Origin of the sequence: Alistipes sp. dk3624, from assembly GCF_009557455.1 — a bacterium.
GTDB lineage: Bacteria > Bacteroidota > Bacteroidia > Bacteroidales > Rikenellaceae > Alistipes_A > Alistipes_A hominis.
The window spans coordinates 1,632,335-1,651,978 of the sequence record NZ_CP045651.1 but is presented as its reverse complement, the minus strand read 5'-3'; the positions used below and the strand labels follow the sequence as shown (position 1 = coordinate 1,651,978).

Annotated in this window: 20 protein-coding genes; 8 read left to right on the top strand and 12 right to left on the bottom strand. The window is 51.0% G+C overall.

Going from position 1 to position 19,644, the window contains the following annotated elements; translation table 11 throughout:
• Nucleotides 1–53 precede the first annotated feature (53 nt).
• Nucleotides 54–1,286 (bottom strand): YeiH family protein, encoded by a 1,233-nt coding sequence (locus GFH31_RS07105; RefSeq protein WP_153497707.1) that lies wholly within the window; start codon nucleotides 1,284–1,286, stop codon nucleotides 54–56.
• A 703-nt stretch (nucleotides 1,287–1,989) separates the two neighbouring features.
• Here GFH31_RS07105 and GFH31_RS07100 point away from each other — a divergent pair.
• From GFH31_RS07100 to GFH31_RS07085, 4 genes are all read left to right on the top strand, one after another.
• The gene (locus GFH31_RS07100; protein WP_101573548.1) at nucleotides 1,990–2,586 is read left to right on the top strand and encodes a DNA-3-methyladenine glycosylase I; all 597 of its coding nucleotides are present in this window, start codon (nucleotides 1,990–1,992) and stop codon (nucleotides 2,584–2,586) included.
• A 189-nt stretch (nucleotides 2,587–2,775) separates the two neighbouring features.
• Nucleotides 2,776–3,222 (top strand): hypothetical protein, encoded by a 447-nt coding sequence (locus GFH31_RS07095; protein ID WP_055203593.1) that lies wholly within the window; start codon nucleotides 2,776–2,778, stop codon nucleotides 3,220–3,222.
• A gap of 58 nt (nucleotides 3,223–3,280) precedes the next feature.
• Nucleotides 3,281–4,156, top strand: a complete 876-nt coding sequence (locus GFH31_RS07090) for a hypothetical protein (protein ID WP_228385730.1) — start codon at nucleotides 3,281–3,283, stop codon at nucleotides 4,154–4,156.
• A gap of 178 nt (nucleotides 4,157–4,334) precedes the next feature.
• On the top strand, nucleotides 4,335–4,604 hold the full coding sequence (locus GFH31_RS07085) for a type B 50S ribosomal protein L31 (RefSeq protein ID WP_055203156.1): 270 nt from the start codon (nucleotides 4,335–4,337) through the stop codon (nucleotides 4,602–4,604).
• Nucleotides 4,605–4,755: 151 nt separating this feature from the next.
• Here GFH31_RS07085 and GFH31_RS07080 read toward each other — a convergent pair whose 3' ends face one another.
• Nucleotides 4,756–5,907: an aldose epimerase family protein gene (locus tag GFH31_RS07080; RefSeq protein ID WP_153497706.1), complete on the bottom strand. Its 1,152-nt coding sequence runs from the start codon at nucleotides 5,905–5,907 to the stop codon at nucleotides 4,756–4,758.
• Between the two features lie 169 nt (nucleotides 5,908–6,076).
• Here GFH31_RS07080 and GFH31_RS07075 point away from each other — a divergent pair, with 169 nt between their 5' ends.
• Complete coding sequence (locus GFH31_RS07075; RefSeq protein ID WP_101573543.1) at nucleotides 6,077–6,985, top strand: EamA family transporter; 909 nt, start codon at nucleotides 6,077–6,079, stop codon at nucleotides 6,983–6,985.
• 66 nt (nucleotides 6,986–7,051) lie between these two features.
• Here the strand turns inward: GFH31_RS07075 and typA are convergent, their stop codons facing one another.
• A complete protein-coding gene (typA, locus tag GFH31_RS07070; RefSeq protein ID WP_101573542.1) occupies nucleotides 7,052–8,851 on the bottom strand; it encodes a translational GTPase TypA in 1,800 nt (599 codons plus the stop codon).
• Nucleotides 8,852–8,966: 115 nt separating this feature from the next.
• On the opposite strand from typA, the gene aroB reads away from it, so the two are divergent.
• Complete coding sequence (gene aroB / locus GFH31_RS07065) at nucleotides 8,967–10,010, top strand: 3-dehydroquinate synthase (RefSeq protein ID WP_055203149.1); 1,044 nt, start codon at nucleotides 8,967–8,969, stop codon at nucleotides 10,008–10,010.
• 89 nt (nucleotides 10,011–10,099) lie between these two features.
• Here aroB and GFH31_RS07060 read toward each other — a convergent pair whose 3' ends face one another.
• Both GFH31_RS07060 and tgt read right to left on the bottom strand, forming a co-directional pair.
• Nucleotides 10,100–11,194: an LptF/LptG family permease gene (locus tag GFH31_RS07060; protein ID WP_055203148.1), complete on the bottom strand. Its 1,095-nt coding sequence runs from the start codon at nucleotides 11,192–11,194 to the stop codon at nucleotides 10,100–10,102.
• 90 nt (nucleotides 11,195–11,284) lie between these two features.
• Complete coding sequence (gene tgt / locus GFH31_RS07055) at nucleotides 11,285–12,415, bottom strand: tRNA guanosine(34) transglycosylase Tgt (RefSeq protein WP_101573540.1); 1,131 nt, start codon at nucleotides 12,413–12,415, stop codon at nucleotides 11,285–11,287.
• A gap of 180 nt (nucleotides 12,416–12,595) precedes the next feature.
• Between tgt and GFH31_RS07050 the strand changes: the two genes are divergently transcribed.
• Together GFH31_RS07050 and GFH31_RS07045 are read left to right on the top strand one after the other, a co-directional pair.
• On the top strand, nucleotides 12,596–13,774 hold the full coding sequence (locus tag GFH31_RS07050; RefSeq protein WP_153518046.1) for a glycosyltransferase: 1,179 nt from the start codon (nucleotides 12,596–12,598) through the stop codon (nucleotides 13,772–13,774).
• Nucleotides 13,765–14,343: an RNA polymerase sigma factor gene (locus GFH31_RS07045; protein ID WP_055203143.1), complete on the top strand. Its 579-nt coding sequence runs from the start codon at nucleotides 13,765–13,767 to the stop codon at nucleotides 14,341–14,343. Before GFH31_RS07050 ends, GFH31_RS07045 begins: the two co-directional genes overlap by 10 nt.
• Before the next feature lie 46 nt (nucleotides 14,344–14,389).
• On the opposite strand, the gene GFH31_RS07040 is transcribed toward GFH31_RS07045, so the two are convergent.
• From GFH31_RS07040 to GFH31_RS07010, 7 genes are all read right to left on the bottom strand, one after another.
• Nucleotides 14,390–15,061, bottom strand: a complete 672-nt coding sequence (locus GFH31_RS07040) for a hypothetical protein (RefSeq protein WP_153497705.1) — start codon at nucleotides 15,059–15,061, stop codon at nucleotides 14,390–14,392.
• Nucleotides 15,062–15,090: 29 nt separating this feature from the next.
• Nucleotides 15,091–15,405: an NVEALA domain-containing protein gene (locus GFH31_RS07035; protein ID WP_147386983.1), complete on the bottom strand. Its 315-nt coding sequence runs from the start codon at nucleotides 15,403–15,405 to the stop codon at nucleotides 15,091–15,093.
• Nucleotides 15,406–15,452: 47 nt separating this feature from the next.
• Nucleotides 15,453–16,625, bottom strand: a complete 1,173-nt coding sequence (locus tag GFH31_RS07030) for a 6-bladed beta-propeller (protein ID WP_055203139.1) — start codon at nucleotides 16,623–16,625, stop codon at nucleotides 15,453–15,455.
• A gap of 69 nt (nucleotides 16,626–16,694) precedes the next feature.
• On the bottom strand, nucleotides 16,695–17,003 hold the full coding sequence (locus GFH31_RS07025; RefSeq protein WP_147387358.1) for a hypothetical protein: 309 nt from the start codon (nucleotides 17,001–17,003) through the stop codon (nucleotides 16,695–16,697).
• Between the two features lie 408 nt (nucleotides 17,004–17,411).
• Complete coding sequence (locus GFH31_RS07020) at nucleotides 17,412–18,743, bottom strand: site-specific integrase (RefSeq protein ID WP_153497704.1); 1,332 nt, start codon at nucleotides 18,741–18,743, stop codon at nucleotides 17,412–17,414.
• A 24-nt stretch (nucleotides 18,744–18,767) separates the two neighbouring features.
• The gene (locus tag GFH31_RS07015; RefSeq protein ID WP_172970719.1) at nucleotides 18,768–19,271 is read right to left on the bottom strand and encodes an aspartyl protease family protein; all 504 of its coding nucleotides are present in this window, start codon (nucleotides 19,269–19,271) and stop codon (nucleotides 18,768–18,770) included.
• Nucleotide 19,272: 1 nt separating this feature from the next.
• Nucleotides 19,273–19,518, bottom strand: a complete 246-nt coding sequence (locus GFH31_RS07010; protein WP_118655645.1) for a DUF5678 domain-containing protein — start codon at nucleotides 19,516–19,518, stop codon at nucleotides 19,273–19,275.
• Nucleotides 19,519–19,644 lie beyond the last annotated feature (126 nt).

Sequence of the window (19,644 nt, the reverse complement as noted above, 5' to 3'; positions counted from 1 at the left end):
ATTCTGGAGAACCGTCGTTACAAAGGGTTGCAGCATAATCGTTGTGTCGGCGATCAGCCGGCCCACAACCCGAACAGCAGGTAAGCCATTACCAGCGTGACCACGATATTGAATCCCTGGGCGACGAAGAAAGTGGCGATGTTGCTTTTGTTTTCTTTTTTGAAGATGAACCGGAAATCGGTCTCAAGCCCGATGCACACGAAAGCCAGCGAGAACATGACCTCGCGCAGTCCTTTGGCCAATCCCCCGAGCGCTTTGGCCTCCTGCAGCGGCATACAGAAACTGAAGACCAGCGAAGCGATTACGAAACCCACGACAAACTTGGGAAACCGATCCCAGATCACTTTCGCGGTGGGGCGTTCGGTGCGATTGGTTCCGCGCAGCGACCAGTAGATCGAGATGGCGAATGCGGCGATTCCCAGCAGTACGTTTTGGGACGATTTGATGATGACGCTGTACGTCTCGGCCGTTTCTCCCAGGAATTTGCCGGCGGCGACTACGGCTCCCGTCGTGTCGATGGTACCCCCGAGCCATGCTCCCGCCACTTCCGGCGTAAGTCCCATCCATTTTGCCAGAAGCGGCATCAGGTACATCATCGGGATGGCCACGACCAGGACGATGGAAACCACGAAAGACAGCTTTTTGCTGTCGCCTTTGATGGCTCCGCAGGTCGCTATCGCCGCCGATACGCCGCAGATCGATACGGCGCTCGCCAGCATAATGCCCATTTCGCTGTCCAGCTTTAGCTTTCTGGCGAGCCAGAAAGTGAAATACCAGACGGTAAAGACGACGACGACGGCCTGGAGCATACCTAAAGCTCCGGCTTTCAGAATTTCTCCGAACAGAACGGACGTGCCGAGCAGGATCAGGCCGATTTTAATGTAGTATTCGCTTCTGACGGCTGGGGAAAGCCATTTGGGTAATCCGATGGTATTGCGGATCAGTAGTCCCAGAATCACCGAGAAAAAGACGGATTCGAGTCCCGCCGTTTTGATGGGCGGAAGCATCGAAACGTATTGACAAAGGGCCGAGAGGACGAATATGGCGGCGAAAGAGGGGATGAAACCCCGCAGCCGGTCGCCCATCAGTTTGATACCGAGCGCGGAAAACAGGGCTGCGATTAAGAACATGCCGGCGACCGATAGCCAGGAACCGGCGGTAGACAATGTTTTGGGAAATGCGGGAATCCAGCCGGGCACTGTTATTACGGCGACCACCAGCAACAGGCCCATGATCGTTGCCATCCAGTCTTCGTTGCGAAAACTACCCCAGAAATTTCGTTTCATAAAGTTCGGTTTGCGATTCCGGGCAAAGATACGCCGATGCGCCGGTAAGTTCAATAGGTGCAAATACTTATTCCGTATTGCGCGGTTTTGCGCACGGGCGGGTGTGCGTGACGCCGGATTCCGGCCGAAACGTTCCGACCGGTCGCGGACGGAGCGTGTGCCGCACGCAATCTTTGGAAAGCCGATACTGTGATGGATTTTCGCCTGTCTTCTCATCATGTTTCTATAAAAACGTCCGACTTGTTTTCAGATCGGACGAATACTTTGCTTGCTTCGCGGGTTGGTGTTCCAGTTACCCGCCAGACAGTATATGTATCGCGGCTTCCTCTCAGTCCGTGCGTATCGGTAAACCGTAAAAAATGCCGTATTCGCACCGCATATTCCCGGCGGGTCTAACTGTCAAATACCTGCCCTACAATGGAATCCCGCCGATTCGACGGCAATAATTCCAAAAGATTCATAACTCTGTTACCTAAGTATACGAAACGGCAAATAAAAACGGAAACGGTTTTGCGACACCCGATATCGGAGCGCTGGCAAGGCTGCAAGTGTCCCGGAGCCGAGTTTTGCAGGGGGACGATCACCCTCCGAAGCCGGGCGATCGGGAGGAAAATTCGTTGTTTGTAAATTAACAGAATCGTCCGTTGAAATTTGGCACGACGCTGCGAATCCGCTATCTTCGCCGTATTCAAACATTGTGATTATGCAAGACATCATAAACGGACGCTGCGGCTGGTGCGGAACCGACGAGCTGTATGTGAAATACCATGATCGGGAGTGGGGAAAATTGGTGACCGACGACAAGACGCTGTTCGAGTTTCTCGTGCTGGAGAGCGCCCAAGCCGGATTGAGCTGGATAACTATTCTCAGGAAGCGCGAGGGGTATCGCAAAGCCTTTTGCGATTTCGATGCCGAGCGGGTGGCGCAAATGACCGATGAAGACGTCGAACGGCTGATGCGATTCGACGGCATTGTGAGAAACCGTCTGAAAATCAAAGCGGCGATCACCAATGCAAGGCTGCTGCTCGCCATACAAAAGGAGTTCGGCAGTTTTTACGAATACACCCTGTCGTTCTTCCCCGACAGAAAACCGATTGTCAACACCTTCCGGTCGTTGAGCGAGATTCCGGCATCTTCTCCCGAATCCGACGCCATGAGCAAGGACATGAAAAAACGAGGATTCAAATTCTTCGGGACTACGATTTGTTACGCCCACTTGCAGGCTTCGGGGTTTATCAACGATCACCTGGAGGACTGCATTTGCCGAAAAGATCCGAAATTCCGGCACGTAACCGTATAACCGCATGAAAAACAAGCCGGGCGGGAAACAGGGCGCGCGGATTTCCCGGGTCTCCATGCTCCTCCCGGAAGCGGAAGACGGAAGCAATCCGCACGATCCCGTCCCTCGCGACCTCCTTTTTATCCCTTCCGGGAGATTATATGACTAAAATTATTAATTTTGCCGGTACTAACCGTTCATCTGTGTTTTATGAAAAAGATAGCTGTTCTGCTAACGATCTTGTCGCTGACCGCCGTTACGGGGCTCAGCGCCCAGAACTATAACTGGGCAATCGGCGTCCGCGGCGGCGTAACCGCCTCCGGCATCACCGTACGGCACAATTTCGACCCGGTCAACTCGATCGAAGGTATGCTCGACTTCGCACAGGGATTCAACGTGTACGCCCTCTACGAACGGAACGTGCCGGTAATCGCCAGCGGATTCAACTTCTATTACGGCGCCGGCGTCAACATCGGGTCGTGGGACCATCACGAAGGCAAATTCACGTTCGGGATCAACGGGATCGTCGGACTCGAATACAAAGTCGCTTCGATTCCTCTGGCATTCTCTTTGGATTATAAACCGAACCTGAACGTGATCGGAAAAACCGGATTCCACGCCGCCGATTTCGGGTTGGGCATCAAAGTCACCTTCTGATCGGGCCGTAACGCCCGGATACGACATCAAAACCAATAAACCTTAATCCATCAGGGTAATGAAAAAAATTTTATATCTCTTCGCGCTGTTGCTGCTCGCGTCCTGCACGGGCGGACAAAAAACCGAGCGACTGACCAGCCAAAACGATTCGCTGGCCGTAGTCGTCGCCCAGAAAGATTCCGTACTCAACGAAGTTTTCTCGTCGCTGAGCATCGTTACCGAGAATCTGAACGCAATCAAATCCCGGGAAAACATCATCAACGAAAATATCGACAAAGGCGAAATCCCGAAGGGAACCACCACGCAGATCAACGAGGACATCGAAGCGATCAACCAACTGCTGATCGCCAACCGGCAGACGATCGCCCGGTTGCAACAGTCGGCCGACCAGCTTAAAAAAGCGAACGTCAAAATCGGCAGTTTCGAGAAGCTGATCGCGCAGCTGAACGCCCAGATCGAATCGAAAGACCAGGAAATCAAAATTCTGAAACAAAATCTCGAAAACATGCACGTCCAGGTCGCCGAACTGACCGAGCAGGTTTCGGGACTCAATACGCAGGTCAGCGGACTGACCGCCGAAAAGACCTCGCTCGAAGGGGAGGTAAAAACCCAGAACAACATCCTGAATACCGGATATTACATCGTGGGATCGGAAAAGGAACTGCTCTCGAAAGAGATCGTCTACAAGAGCGGATTCATCGGCAGAACACTGAAGATCAACGAAAACAGAAGCCTTGACAGCTTCACCCAGGTCGATATCCGGAATTTCGACGACGTGAAAATCGGACACAAGAAAGCGACGCTCGTCAGTTCGCATCCGGCCGGGTCGTACGAATTCGTGATGAACGACAGCGGCGTGTTCGAATCGCTGGTCATCAAGGACAAAAGCAAATTCTGGGAGTATTCCAAAGTACTGGTCATCAGCTATAAGTAGTTGATCGCAACGGCGATGCTTTCGAATGCGCCGTCTTCGGAAGCGATTTCGGGAACGGCGGTCGGTTTTTCGGGGAAAAACGGATGCATTGTTTTGGAAAACCGGATTGATTTACTAACTTTGCATCCTCAATCGTAGAAATTTACTGATTTTTAACTATTTTTAAACAAAAAACATCATGAAAAAGGGGATTCATCCTGAGAATTATCGTTTGGTGGCATTCAAGGATATGTCGAATGATCATGTGTTTTTGTGCAGGTCCGCCGTTCAGACAAAAGAAACCATCGAAGTGAATGGCGAAACCTATCCCGTGTATAAGATGGAAATTTCCAACACGTCGCACCCGTTCTACACCGGTAAGATGAAGTTGGTTGACACCGCAGGACGCGTCGATAAGTTTATGAGCCGCTATCAAAAACATTACGATAAAAAAGCCGCCAACAAATAGCAGGCGCTTTGATCTCAACAACCGAAACGGGCACTTTTCGAAGCGCCCGTTTTCTTTTGGCGCGATTCGCGTTCCCGAAGTTCCGCGCCCCCGAAGAACAAAAAAGCCGTTCCGGACGATTCCGGAACGACATTGTAATCCGTCGGCGGATCTATTTTTTCACGCTGAAAGCATAGACGCAGGTCTGCGTATAAGTCTCGCCCGGGCGCAACACGGCGGACGGAAAATTCTCGTGATTCGGCGCATCGGGAAAATTCTGGGTCTCGAGGGCTATCCCCGTGCGGAAATTATGCCGGTCGCCTCGTTTGCCGATCTCCGTCCCGTCCATAAAATTCCCGCTGTAAAACTGCAGGCCGGGCTGATCGGTTTCGACCTTCATCACGATCCCCGTTGCGGGTTCGTACACTTCGGCGGCCACGCTCATTTCGTTCCCCTGTTTGTTCAGCACCCAGTTGTGATCGTATCCGCGAGCCAGCTTCATCGGTTCGAAATCGGCGTCGATCCGACTGCCGATCGGCTGCGCCACCCGGAAGTCAAGCGGCGTTCCGGCTACCGAATCGAGCGCGCCGGTCGGAATCAATCCCGCATCGGTCGGCGTAAACCGGTCGGCATGGATCGTTAGCACATGCGAATCGGTACTGGAAGCCGTGTTTCCATGCAGATTGAAATAGTTGTGACTCGTCGGGTTGAGGATCGTCGGCGCATCGGTCATTGCCTGGTATTCGATCTTCAAGGCATTGTTTTTCTGCAACGTATAAGTGACGGCAATCGACAGATTACCCGGATACCCCTCTTCGCCGTCGGGAGACCGGTAGCTCATTTCGACGGCCTGTTCCCCCTGTTCGTTCTCGAACGGCCGCGCGATCCATACCTTGTTCCAGAAACCGTCGGCGCCGCCGTGCAGGTGGTTCTCCCCATCGTTCAGCGTCAACTGGTACGATTTCCCATCCAGGGTAAACCGTCCCTTACCGATCCGGTTGCCGTAACGGCCGACCACCGGGCCGCAAAACCGGTCGGGAGAGTCCAGGTAGTCGTGGATCGACTCGTATCCCCAGACGACGTCCTGGAAATCCCCTTTCGCATCGGGCACCCACAACGACACCACGCGCGCGCCGTAATTGGTGACCTGGACGACCATGCCGCTGTCGTTTCGCAGCGTGTAGAGCGACACGTCCGAGCCGTCCAACACCGTATCGAATGCCGAAACCTGAACCAGCGCCGGAGCCGTCCCGGTATGCTGCCCGCTTGTGCAGGCAAAAAAAGCGCCGAACGCCGCGATAAACAAGAACTGGATTTTTTTCATAATTCCTATATTTTATGATTCCTTCGATCCGAAAACCTTTATACAAAGGTAAAAAAACCTGGAAAAAAGCAATTCGCGCCGAAAGCTTTTATATCCCGAATCTCCGTTTCGCACCCGTTTTCGAACGGAATAGCTATCTTTGCCGCATAAAAATTCAAACGAAACGGTTATGTGGCTGACACTGGCATTTTTTTCATCGCTTTTTCTCGGTCTCGACGAGGTGGCGAAGAAAAGCGCGCTGAAAGACAACGCCGTTATTCCGGTGCTGGCGCTCAGCATTCTGCTGAGCGCCGCCCTGTTCCTGCCGTTGCAATTGGTGAGCGTTTTCTCACCGGATACGCTGTTGGACACCGCCTTCTACATTCCCCCCGTATCCGCCGACGCGCACTGGGGGATTCTGCTGAAAGCGGCAATCGTACTCGGATCGTGGATATTCGGTTTCTTTGCGACCAAGCACCTGCCGCTGACGATCTCGTCGTCGGTCAAGGCGAGCCGCCCGGTTTTCGTCGTACTCGGGGCGATCCTGATTTTCGGCGAGCGGCTCAATTTCAGCCAGTGGGTCGGCGTGATCGTCGTGCTGACGGCGCTGGTCGTTTTGTCGAACCTCGACAAACGCGACGGCCGGGACGACCGCGAACCGCCGCGCCGAAAAATGCTGTGGGTCTATTTCCTGATCGCCTCGACGTTGCTGGGCGCGGCGAGCGCGCTGTGGGACAAATTCCTGATCGTCCGTTACGACCGGCTGGCCATACAGGCCTACACCTGTTACTACCAGTCGCTGATGATGATCGTGATCGTGCTGCTGATGTGGTATCCGAAACGAAAACAAACCACGCCGTTGCAGTGGCGGTGGACGATCTTTCTGACCGGATTCCTGCTGACCGTATCGGATTTTTTGTACTTCTATGCGTTGAGCGATCCCGAGGCGCTGTTGTCGGTACTCTCGCCGATCCGCCGGTCGGGCGTCGTATTCACGTTCGTCGTCGGAGCGATCCTGTTCCACGAACGGCAGATCAAGGTGAAAGCGGCGATTCTCGCCGTCGTACTGGCTGGCACCATGCTGCTCTATTTCGGATAAACCTTTCCCGAAAATACGAAAAGGCGGATCGACGATCCGCCTTTTCGTTATCTTGTTTTCGACCGTTTATTTCGCCTGACGTTTGCGTTCGGTCTCGTTCAGGACAATCTTGCGCAGCCGGATCGACTTCGGCGTCACTTCGACATATTCGTCTTCTTTGATGTATTCGAGCGCTTCCTCCAGCGAGAAGATCACCGGCGGCGCGATCGACACCTTGTCGTCCGAACCGCTGGCGCGCATATTGGTCAGTTTTTTCGACTTGGTCAGGTTGATTACGATATCTTCCTGACGCGTGCTTTCGCCCACTACCTGTCCGGCGTAAATCTCGTCCTGCGGCGATACGAAAAACGTGCCGCGATCCTGTAGCTTGTTGATCGCATAGGCATAAGCCGTACCGGTCTCCATCGCGATCAGCGAACCGTTTTGGCGCATCTCCATATCCCCTTTATACGGTTCGAACCCTTTCAGCCGATGCGACATGACGGCTTCGCCGGCCGTAGCGGTCAGCAGGTTGCTGCGCAGCCCGATGATTCCGCGCGACGGAATTTCGAATACGATCCGCTGGCGGTCGTAAATCGAAGTCATGTCGAGCAGCGTCCCTTTGCGTTTGGTTACCAGCTCGATCGCCTTGCCCGAATACGCTTCCGGAATGTCGATCGTCAGTTCTTCGACCGGTTCGCACTTTTTCCCGTCGATCTCCTTGATAATCACTTTCGGCTGACCGACCTGCAATTCGTATCCTTCGCGGCGCATCGTTTCGATCAGCACCGACAGGTGCAGCACGCCGCGCCCGTACACGATAAAACTATCGGACGAAGCGCCCGGCACCACGCGCAACGCCAGGTTCTTTTCGAGTTCGCGGTCGAGACGCTCCTTGATGTGGCGCGACGTCACGTATTTTCCCTCCTTGCCGAAGAACGGCGAGTCGTTGATCGTAAACAACATGCTCATCGTCGGTTCGTCGATTGCGATCGGTTCCAGCGGCTCCGGATTTTCGAAATCGCAGATCGTATCGCCGATCTCGAACCCTTCGATGCCGACCAGCGCGCAAATCTCGCCGCATTCGACCCGCTCGACTTTGGTTTTGCTCAATCCGTCGAATACCATCAGATCCTTGATTCGGGTCTTGACCATCGTTTTACCGTCGCGTTTGGCCAGCGTGATCGGCATCCCCGACTTCAGCGTCCCGCGCGTCAACTTGCCGACGGCGATCCGGCCGACGTAAGGCGAATACTCCAGCGACGTGATCAGTAACTGCGGCGTACCCTCCTTTTGCTGCGGCGCCGGAATGTTGTCGATAATCGCATCGAGCAACGGGGTGATGTCCCCGGTGCGTTCTTTCCATACGTGCGACATCCAACCCTGTTTCGCACTACCGTAGATCGTCACGAAATCGAGCTGATCTTCGGTCGCGTTCAGCGTGAACATCAGGTCGAACACCTGCTCGTACACCTCTTCGGGACGGCAGTTCGGCTTGTCCACCTTATTAACCACGACGATCGGCTTTTTACCGAGCGACAGCGCCTTCTGCAACACGAAGCGCGTCTGCGGCATCGTCCCTTCGAAAGCGTCCACCAGCAGCAGCACGCCGTCGGCCATGTTCAGCACCCGCTCCACCTCGCCGCCGAAATCCGAGTGGCCCGGGGTATCGATAATGTTGATTTTTATTCCCTTATAATTCACCGACACGTTCTTCGACAGGATCGTAATCCCCCGCTCGCGTTCGAGGTCGTTATTATCGAGGATCAGTTCGCCGGTTTTTTCATTGTCACGGAAAAGGTTGCCCTGCAGGATCATTTTATCGACGAGCGTGGTTTTGCCGTGGTCGACGTGGGCAATAATCGCAATATTGCGTAAATTTTGCATAGAATGGATTTTTGTCGGGAGCAAAGGTACGAAATAAAATTTATCTTTGTATTATAATTCCGAGATACGCCGCAGGCGGAAAACGCCGGGGCGGCGCAGGACAAATCCACAGAACATGAAACAAGTGATCGAGGTTAAACGCAGGGAAGGGAAGCCTTCGCAGGTGGTCGTAGGCGACGTGATCAACTCGCTCGACAATTACCTGCCCGAAGGCAAACGGGTTATTATCATCACCGACGGGAATGTACACCGCCGTTACAAGGAGATCATCAACCGGTACGACTATTGTCTGATCGGCCTGGGGGAAACGATTAAGACCATGACGACGGTCAACAAACTCTACGCCGAATTGCTCGAACGGGGAGCCGACCGGACGACGTTCATCGTCGGCATCGGCGGCGGCATCGTTACCGATATCACCGGGTTCGTCGCGTCGACCTACATGCGCGGACTACGGTTCGGATTCGTCGCTACGACGCTGCTGGCCCAGGTGGACGCCAGCGTCGGGGGCAAAAACGGAGTCAACTACGAAGGATACAAAAATATGGTCGGCACGTTCAATCAGCCCGATTTCGTACTGTGCGACCTGTCGATGCTGCAAACGCTGCCCGACCGCGAGTTCCGGGCCGGGCTGGCCGAGATCATCAAAGCGGGCCTGATCGCCGACCGGGGCCTGTTCGAACTGTTCGAAAACCATCCGATCGACGCATTCCGCAACGACCAATCGCTGCTGAACGAAGCCATCACGCGGGCCATCCGCGTCAAAGCCGACGTCGTCGAACGCGACGAACGCGAAAGCGGCGAACGACGCAAGCTGAACCTCGGACATACGTTTGCCCACGCCATCGAAAAGTGCGGCAACGAATTCCTGCACGGCGAAGCGGTCGCGATCGGCACGGTCATGATCGCCCGCTTGTCGGCCCACTTGGGAACCGCGACGCAGGACGAAGCCGACCGCGTGCGGCGGGTATTCGAACGGATGGGCCTGCCGATTCGTACGGAGATCGACTTCAAACGGCTCGTCAAAGCGTTGAAGCACGACAAGAAAAAAGAGGCCGACTCGGTCAGCTTCGTTTTACTGCGCGGCATCGGCGACTGCGAAATCCGCCGGTTCACGTTCGACGAGATCGACCGGCTGCCGGATCCGGCGGCCGAATAATATCGACGAAAAGTCCCGAAACGAAAGCCTCCGGCACAGATACGTGCCGGAGGCTTTCGTTTCTCAATACCCCCGTTCGGGATAGTCCGCTATTTCGGAGCCTTCTTGTAAAGGTAGAATGCGATGAACGAATAGATGATGTTCGGGATCCAGACGGCGATTCCGGGCGGCAGCAATCCGCCCTTAGCAAACTCTTCGCCGAACTTGCTGAACAAGATGAACGAGAACGCCAGCACGATGCCGATGCCGATGTGAAGCCCGGTTCCTCCGCGCACTTTGCGCGACGACAGCGACACGCCGATGATCGTCAGGATAAATGTCGAGGCCGGAAAGGCGAACCGGTTGTGCCGTTCCACCTCGAAGCGGGCGATCATATCCGACCCCTTGGCCCTTTGCTGCTGGATAAAATGGCCGAGCGTTACGATATCCATTGTCTTGACCAGTTCTTCCACACGCCCCAGTTCGCTTGTATTCAGGTTTATAAGCGTATCGAGCGCCTGCGTGTTATTAAAAATCTCCTTGTCGTCCTCAAATTTCCGGTAGACGCTTTTCGGAGCGCTCCAACGTCCCGTTTCGGGATCGAACTTCGCATTCGCAGCCTCGAGCGAAGATACGATCGTCCCGTTCTCGTAAGTTTCGAGCACGAAGAACGCCGCAGTCCGGGTCTGCTCGGTATAGTCTCGGATATAAGCGAACGTGCCCGGCTCGATCTGCCGGTAAATATGCGGATCGTACTTCGCCCCCTTGATATTCTTGATGTAGTTCAATTCGAACTTCAGTCGCTCGCCGTTCGCCGCGGGAATCACCACCAGGTTCAGCACCAGGCTCAGCAGCGTGATCGCCCCGGCGCTGAGGATATAAGGCCACATCAGCCGCCGGAAACTGATCCCGGCCGACAAGATCGCGATGATCTCGGTCTGATAAGCCAATTTCGACGTGAAGAAAATAACCGCGATAAACGTGAACAGCCCACTGAACTGATTGATAAAGAACGGTATGAAATTCAGATAATACTGAAGGACGATTTTCGACAGCGGGGCCTTCAGTTCGATGAAGTCGTCGATCTTTTCGGCCGCGTCGAAGATCACGACCACGACGATGATCAGCGCAATGGCGAAAAAATAGGTCCCCAGGAACTTGCGGATGATGTAACGGTCTATGATTTTGATTCCGGGGAATTTCATATTCGTGATTCGTGCGCTGTTGCTATGCGTTTCAAACTGCGGTCAAAGTTAACGAAAATCCGGTATTTCGGGGCCGGTTCCCGCCTAAATTTACAATCGCTGCGACAGTTTAACGACCATTCCGGGTTTCCACGCCGAAAAAGTTCCGTCGAGGATGCGCCGGCGCGCTTCGTTCACCAGCCACAGGTAGAAGGCGAGGTTGTGCAGGCTCGCGATCTGCGCGGCCAGCATTTCGCCGGCGACGGTCAGGTGGCGCAGGTAAGCCTTCGTGTACGCCGTATCGGCGAAGCAGTTGCCCGCCGGATCGATCGGCGAAAAATCGTCGCGCCACTTCTGGTTGCGGATATTGATGATCCCCTCGCTGGTAAACAGCATCCCGTTGCGTCCGTTGCGCGTCGGCATCACGCAATCGAACATATCCACGCCGCGCTCGATCGCTTCGAGCAGGTTTACCGGCGTTCCGACTCCCATCAGGTAACGCGGCCGGTCGATCGGCAGGATTCCGTTCACCAGTTCGATCATTTCGTACATTACCGGCGCAGGCTCGCCGACGGCCAGTCCCCCGATCGCATACCCGTCGGCGTCGAACTGCTGCACGAATTCGGCGGAACGCGTCCGCAGATCCGGATAGGTACATCCCTGCACGATCGGAAAAAGCGACTGGCGGTAACCGTACTTCGGCCGCGTCGCGGCATACCGCTCGAAACAACGTTCGAGCCACCGGCAGGTCAGATTCAGCGATTTGGCCGCATAATCGTACGGAGCGTCCCCGGGAGGACATTCATCGAACGCCATCATGATATCGGCCCCGATACTCCGCTGCACGTCCATCACGCTCTCCGGCGTAAACAGGTGTTTCGACCCGTCGATGTGCGAACTGAAACGGCACCCTTCCTCGGTGATTTTGCGGCACTCGGCCAGCGAAAAGACCTGAAAACCGCCGCTATCGGTCAGTATCGGCCGCTCCCACCCGCAGAAACGGTGCAGGCCGCCGGCCCGTTCGAGGATTTCGGTGCCCGGCCGCAGGTACAGGTGATAGGTATTCCCCAAAATGATCTGCGCGCCCACCTCCTGCTGCAAGTCGCGGTGGAAAACGCCCTTGACGCTTCCGACCGTTCCTACGGGCATAAAAATCGGCGTTTCGATCGTCCCGTGACCGGTCGTGATTACCCCGGCGCGCGCTGCACTGTGCGGATCGGTATGTACGAGTTCAAAATTCATGAAGGGCAAAGGTAAATATTTTTTCGCGGATCGGGAAACCGTTTGGGTATTCCCCCAAAATCCCGTACATTTGTAAACCGTTTTCCGGGCCGGCGACGACCGCCGAGTGAAAACCGTCCGACAAACGACGTTCTGGCAACCGGGACAGAATCAACGAAATACGTTTAAACCGATCGCATCGTGGAATACTTGGATCTCCTGTATAACGACCTGACGGCAAAGGGTATCGTCCATCCTTACTGGGTCGTGGGACTGATAGGGGCCGCGCTCGTTTTTTTCTTCATCCAACTGCATTACTACCTGGGGCGCTACGGCCGGCTGCCGCGGTTCCGCAACAACCGGGGCATCCGTCAGGACATTCCCTCGCCGCCGGTTTCGGTCGTGGTCGTGGTACGCGGCAACTCCTTCTACTTCATCGAGCATACCTTGCCATTGTTGCTGGGACAGCAATACGACGAATTCGAAGTCGTCCTGGTCGATTGCAGCTACGACGACGAGATCGGGGAGATCCTGCGGGAAAAAAGCCTTGTCGTGCCGAACCTGCACGTAACCTGCATCCGGCAGCAGAGCCATCACGAACACAGCATCAAGCTGGCCCTGACGGTCGGGATCAAAGCGGCGCGTTACGAGCACCTGATATTCACGACGCAGGACAGTTACCCCGTTTCCGAGAAATGGCTGTCGCTGATGGCCAAAGGATTTATTTGCGGGGACGTGGTCATCGGTTACTGCGGCATCGAACCCAAAAAGGGCATGGCCAACCGGTGGATGCGTTGCAGTCGCCTGATGACCTCGGTGCGCTACCTGTCCGCCGCGACGCGGGGGAAAACCTTCCGCGGCACCGAGCACAACATCGGTTACACGAAAAGCCTCTATTTCGACAGCAGGGGGTTCAACCACTTGAATATGAATATCGGCGTCGACGACCTGTTTATCCAGAAAATCGTCCGCACGGACAACGTCAGCGTCGTGATGAATCCGAATGCGACCGTACGCCAGATCCAGTACGGAGGCCTCGGCTGGTGGTACGGCGTCAGCAAATATTTCGGGCACGCTTTTCGTTACTATCCGGCAAAGGCCCGAAGGGCAGTCCGCAACGAACTCTCCAGTCGGTTCCTGTTTTTCGCGACAACGGCGGCAGCGGCGGCGTTGCTGCCTGTCCGATGGATCGCGGTTCCATTGCTGCCCGCTCTGCTGAGGCTGCTGATCGTCGAACTGAAAATGCGCCGGATCGGACGGCGGCTCGGCGAAAAAAAATTTGGGGGAACTTACATCCTGTATGATTTCTGGGCCCCGCTGGGCGGCTTTTTGATGACGTTGAGCCGCCGGATACGGCCTAACAAAGCGATATGGCGATAGAAGATTACATAATTGCCACCGATCAGGAACTGATCGGGCGGGTGCAGGACGGGGATTCGACCGCTTTCGAACACCTGTTCAACCGTTACCGCGACTCGATCTACCAACTCTACATGCAGCGCACCGGGGGTAACGTGGACGACACCAACGACCTACTGCAGGAGACGTTCGTCAAAGTATACCTGAATCTGCAGCGTTACAGCAGCCGTTTCACGTTCGGCCAATGGGTCTATACGATCGCACGGAATACGTTCATCGACTACACGCGGCGCCGGCGCGACGATACGGTGTCGATCGACTATGTCGGCGAAGGGATCGGCGTATCCGGCTCCCTCGGAGGCCCGACCCCCGAGGAGCACCTGATCACGCACCAGAGCCAGGTTCAGTTGGAAGGATTGCTGGCGAAAATGTCGCCGCGCTACCGCGAATTGATCGAACTCCGTTTCTTCCGTGAATTCTCTTACGAAGAGATCGCCGCAAAACTCTCGCTCCCGATGGGAACGGTCAAAACCCAGATACACCGGGCCCGCGAACAGTTGTGCCGATTCATCACCGAAAATAAAGAATAACTTTCGGAGATTCAATAAGCCCCATGATTTTGATTAACGCGGCCTCTCAATCATTATCCGTATTACTAAAAAAACGTTTCACAACGTTCTCGAAATAAAAGTCCGTGATTTGCGGATGTAACTTATCGGGAATGAAGACAGCATGTACCGTACGATCCGGCATCAATAAGCAATAATAAGGAACCCCCTTCCGGTCGACATCGGAAAATTTTTCAACATTGTAGAAAAGAAAACGATCTCTGCCAAAATTGGCAACTGCATCTTTAAATGAATGCATATCAGAATATTCCGAAATAATGACAGGAGTCACTTTATATTTTTCCGCAATTTCCGCAATTTTCCGTAATGCAAAAACCACACAATCCGCGCAGTTCAGTTCACTGTATCTCAATATAAGCACAGGCCCTTTTCCCAGCGCCTGATCCAACGTATACTTTCTCTGATCCGCCGCTACCAATTCTGCATTAAACGCTTTTATGTCTTCATTCAAAAGCAAGCCACTGAAACAACTTTTAAGGTATTTCACTTCCAGAGAAGAAGATCGTGAACCTGCCTCCCGAATAATCGAATCTCTCAATTCGACCGCTGTTTCCGCATCCGAAACGCGTTTAACAAGAATAAGGTTCGTTACAATAAGAAAAACGACGGCTAAACCGGCCGCTATAAGATATATTTTTTTCAAAACAAAAAATTGACGAATGTTCGGTTTCGTACCCAAAGAAAGAATTGTCTTAACCTTAGCTCAATCTAACAAGGAGAATATGCAGTACAAGACTCATTTCCGGCTACGCACACAACCGAAGTCTTTTGAATCCAGCTGACACAACGATAATGACTAGCTCCTTGCGAATCCGTATAATCGAATTCCCATTTCGTACAACAATCCACAGAGATATAATACGGACTATAACGACCTTCCCCGCCGTCCGATTCTTGATCTGCCAAAGCTTCGACTTCTTTCAAAGACATAAGAACAGATGCTTCTTTCGTATCGACCAACGAATACGCCCCGACAGACATCATAATCGCAGTAACAGCTAATAAAAGATAATTTTTTTTCATAATTTTAATCATTTAAAATTTAATCATATATAACATAATCAAAACCATTAGTCCGTCTTATCCGGATCCTTAAGTTTGTAAAACACCAATACTGGATTACTTTCTTCCTTCAAACCTGCCAACTGAGGATAGTCATCCGCACAATTCGAATATCCCATTAACAGATAATACGCCGGTACGACAGCGACAAACCGGTTATCGCAAATACTTTTACTCTGCAACAGATCCACATCGAACCAACTGATCCTAAACGGATTATTGACTTTGCTGTCCCGCGTCAAAGAATATACTTTTTGTGTCCGTTTGTCGAAAATACGCTCCTTGATCTCCCGGTTCTCCGTGAATATAAACAAAGCGAACGAGTCGTTCTCCAGAAACCTTCCGGAAAAAAAATTATTATGATCTACCAGATCCTCATACTCATCCCGACTTATTCCCGCATCCATATGGGTAACTCCGCCTATGGCCGATATATCCACGTGATAATACGGTTCAAGCGAACCGGTACCGACTTTGTAAACCGTATCGCTGAAAGCCGGCGTTAAAAAAACGTCTCCGTTTATCTTCTTCAATTCAGGACGAAACGGAAAATTCGGATGCTCCCCATACATATTTCGCAGGCCTCCCGTCTCGATCCGGAAATCGCCGTCGGTAAAAATCATAAGATTCCCCTGCATATCCGCTTTTTTAAGCCCCGGATCATCCGCTCCGTAAGTAGTACAAACGACATGATCCTTGTCTATATACTCAAACTCGCTAAACCAGAAACTTACCTCTTTATGTTCCAGGAATCTGCCTTCCAGATCGAAAAACAACACTTTACTCCCCAAATTATCATAGATGGCTATCCGGCTCGAATCCGGAGTCAAAGTCGTGTAAGTCGGTGAAATATACTCTCCCGGCCCCCGGCCCTGCCTGTCGATAACCGCTTTGATTTTTCCGTCATAATCGAATATATAAACGCATTTCGAAAGCCTCTGATCCGACACGACAATCCGCTCCCGCGTAAACAATAAGTTATCCACCGCCCCGATCAGATGTTTTCCATCCGACTCCAACGGCAAAACGCGGATATCCTCGATGAATTTGGCGACCGGAAAAGGTTCCTGCGGTACAATCGTTACCGTTGTCAAATTTTCCCCCGTACCGTTTTCCTTGTCTGACGAATCCCGGCAACAAAGAAAAAAGCAGCAAAAGACAATTACGATCAGTTTCTTCATAATCACAATACAAGACAGAAGCGACTAGATGCTTCTCCGTTTATCACATTTAATCCACTGATAATCAAATTAGCAAGGCCAACTCGGAGTACAGGTAGAGCTACCTCCTGTACAATCATAACCAGACTTCTCCTCCATTCTTTTACATCTTAAATGGTCTACTCCTTGCGCATCCGTATAATCATACTCCCATTCGACACAACATTGCACTTTGATTTCTCTTGGGGCCCTGCCGCCGCTTTCGCCTTCGCTTCTAGCCAATGCCTCAACTTCCGACAATGTCATAAGGCCAACAACATTTTTCGTATCGACTAACGAATACACTCCTACTGCCAGCATTATCGCAGTAGCTGTTAATAAAAGAAAAACTTTTTTCATAGCTATTATAAATGTGAGAATAAAAAATATTTAAAATAAAAAATGTAATAATCATTACTACCACCCACAAAATTCCCTTCCGATTGAATGGCAAAGAATAAATTAAATCGTATAATTATACAAATATAATAACAAAAAAAGAAAAAATACTCTAAAACAAAATTTTACACAAAATAATCGGCTAAAAATATTGTCGAAGAATGGCGAAAGAAATTTCGTACTGTATAAGGGAGTGCGGATATTGTTACGTAAATCGCTATTTGGTCACAAAATAAACGCGTTAACGATAATAATGCTGCATAGTTGTGATGAAAAATACCATCTTGTCACAATAATTTGATACTGCATTCTGGTACTGCATTCTCAATGCCCGTATTCAAAGATAGTTCTTTCTTCGGACAACGTCAACTATTCGATTGATTTTACAAGATCTATTTTTATTTCCTCGTCGATCTCGCGGTACCGGCTGAATGCGCGACTTCCTTCCTTATGCCCGGAAAGAGATCCCACCAGATTGGGGTCTTTCACTTTTTTGTAAAGGTTCCCGATAAACGTGCGCCGGGCCATGTGAGAAGATGCTACATCGCATATCGGTACTTGCTTCTGCTCCTGCGTAACCGTATCCAAAATGGTGACTAATCTATTTATACCGGCGATAGACAGCATTTCTTTAATTGCATCATTGTATTTCTGGGATGATATGTAGGGAAATAGCTTATCCTCATCATTATCATCATACTTATCAAGTATCTCCTTGGCAATAGAATTAAGAGGCACGCGGATCACTTTCGCCCTGTCTTCTATGGTTTTGCGGGGGATGTACTCTATCGCTCCGTTTATTACATTGGATTTAGTTAATGCCATCAGATCGGATATCCTACACCCGATCAAACATTGAAACACGAAAATATCCCGCTGTCGGGCAAGGCTGGGCCTAAATGAAAAATCAAAATGATATAGCGCATTCCGTTCCTCGATAGTCAAATAAAAGGGGGTTCCATATGACGCGTTCTTCATTTCGAAATTCTCATAGGGGTAATTATTTGTGTATCGCTTCGTTTTGCACCAGTGGAAGAATGTACGTAATTTGTTGTGGATCGAAGCAATGGTATTCCTCCCCCTTTGCTTCGGAGTTCTGGTTTCGGGGCAGGCTTCGTATACGTGTTTGTACGCCTGGATGCAGATCACCCCGCCCGATTCGTTGTGCGTGAAAAATGTATGTTCTTTGACCAGAAAATCTTCGAAATCCGAAAGTATTTTAGGCGTTACATCATCTAATGTTAATTTATTCCTGCTGTACAGTTCATACCGTTTTAGGGCCCGGTAAATCACCTTATGATTAGTAATAGTAACATCCGACATTTTGTGCGTCAGCAAATAATCGTCGAACGCATCGAAGAAGCCTATTTTAGCGTCTTCTTCATCGTCATCATTGTTTTGTTCGCCGTAAAACCTGTACTGAATCTTGGATATAAATTCCTTCGGATCGGGGGCTTTTCTGCAAGTTTTGAACTCTGACAACGTTTCTTTGGCTGCGATCTCCCACTTATCCAAAGTGTCGTTATCCTCGTTGGCTTCGGGATTCGACGTAGTGACCTTTATGCGCTTTTTGTTCTGATTCCACATCCTGACAAGGCAGGAAACGCCGGTACTTTTCTTGTATTTCTTTCCTTTAAAAGAAACAAGAAGCGCAATCGGTGATCTGTCGCGGGCTTTATTGGTTAGGATGAAGGTTATCATATGTAGAATAAATATATGGGAAAATTAATGCCTTCTCCTACCTTTCTTTGCTTTTATGGATTGCTTAGAATTATTTATTTGTTTTACAAAGTCATATTCGTGTGTGGAAGGAAGTTGGAATGAAAATACAGTACCGTCATTTTTATGTGTGATCGCAAAATCCCCCAGGCTAATGATATCCATTCCTATAAGGACATCAAACCCTTTCAGTATTCCTTCTGATACCCTTAGCGAAGGTATTCCGATATTATTAGGCAACAACAAGTTGACTAAATACATATTAGTTATGGCTTCTCCTTGGGGAGTATACACACGCCCCATACCAATAGGGCTTAAACCCAACTTATCGACGACCACTTTTGTAATCACAGAGTTGGTTGCGCCGGTATCCCATAATGCTTGAAATGTCTTAACCGGGGGATGTTCCCCGCCTCGCACCGGATCATATACCTTACAAATCCCACATCTGGTGATGAGTTTATTTAATCTGATTTTCTCTTCTCGTACTGTAAAAGCAGTCGGATCCATATTAGCGCACAAAAGCCACGCGGGACATGAAATGCTGTGCATACGCTTCATCGCCCGGTGTGCAAAGTTGAATGATAAAATTCCCTAATCCATACTTAGCTTCTGACTCAAAATAAGCTTCTGATTCATTATCATAAACCCCTACGACGGAATTATCCTTTATGACCAGATATTTCCCGTTGTACTTACCTACGAATTCCGTTTGATGGTCAAGGTAATATTGAAATAATGCTTTTAAGTCAGCCATAAAACCGTCATTATTATGATTGCAAAATAAAATTAATTTTTCTCTTTGTGCAAATTTTCACTATCAAATTTAACGCCTGATATAGATCGTTTATTATACAACCATTAAAAGCCCCGGAAATTCCGA

Coding starts and splice junctions, on each gene's coding strand:
- GFH31_RS07105 (WP_153497707.1), bottom strand. CDS start 1,286: ATGAAACGAAATTTCTGGGGTAGTTTTCGCAACGAAGACTGGATGGCA.
- GFH31_RS07100 (WP_101573548.1), top strand. CDS start 1,990: ATGCAAGACATCATAAACGGACGCTGCGGCTGGTGCGGAACCGACGAG.
- GFH31_RS07095 (WP_055203593.1), top strand. CDS start 2,776: ATGAAAAAGATAGCTGTTCTGCTAACGATCTTGTCGCTGACCGCCGTT.
- GFH31_RS07090 (WP_228385730.1), top strand. CDS start 3,281: ATGAAAAAAATTTTATATCTCTTCGCGCTGTTGCTGCTCGCGTCCTGC.
- GFH31_RS07085 (WP_055203156.1), top strand. CDS start 4,335: ATGAAAAAGGGGATTCATCCTGAGAATTATCGTTTGGTGGCATTCAAG.
- GFH31_RS07080 (WP_153497706.1), bottom strand. CDS start 5,907: ATGAAAAAAATCCAGTTCTTGTTTATCGCGGCGTTCGGCGCTTTTTTT.
- GFH31_RS07075 (WP_101573543.1), top strand. CDS start 6,077: ATGTGGCTGACACTGGCATTTTTTTCATCGCTTTTTCTCGGTCTCGAC.
- typA (WP_101573542.1), bottom strand. CDS start 8,851: ATGCAAAATTTACGCAATATTGCGATTATTGCCCACGTCGACCACGGC.
- aroB (WP_055203149.1), top strand. CDS start 8,967: ATGAAACAAGTGATCGAGGTTAAACGCAGGGAAGGGAAGCCTTCGCAG.
- GFH31_RS07060 (WP_055203148.1), bottom strand. CDS start 11,194: ATGAAATTCCCCGGAATCAAAATCATAGACCGTTACATCATCCGCAAG.
- tgt (WP_101573540.1), bottom strand. CDS start 12,415: ATGAATTTTGAACTCGTACATACCGATCCGCACAGTGCAGCGCGCGCC.
- GFH31_RS07045 (WP_055203143.1), top strand. CDS start 13,765: ATGGCGATAGAAGATTACATAATTGCCACCGATCAGGAACTGATCGGG.
- GFH31_RS07035 (WP_147386983.1), bottom strand. CDS start 15,405: ATGAAAAAAAATTATCTTTTATTAGCTGTTACTGCGATTATGATGTCT.
- GFH31_RS07030 (WP_055203139.1), bottom strand. CDS start 16,625: ATGAAGAAACTGATCGTAATTGTCTTTTGCTGCTTTTTTCTTTGTTGC.
- GFH31_RS07025 (WP_147387358.1), bottom strand. CDS start 17,003: ATGAAAAAAGTTTTTCTTTTATTAACAGCTACTGCGATAATGCTGGCA.
- GFH31_RS07020 (WP_153497704.1), bottom strand. CDS start 18,743: ATGATAACCTTCATCCTAACCAATAAAGCCCGCGACAGATCACCGATT.
- GFH31_RS07015 (WP_172970719.1), bottom strand. CDS start 19,271: ATGGATCCGACTGCTTTTACAGTACGAGAAGAGAAAATCAGATTAAAT.
- GFH31_RS07010 (WP_118655645.1), bottom strand. CDS start 19,518: ATGGCTGACTTAAAAGCATTATTTCAATATTACCTTGACCATCAAACG.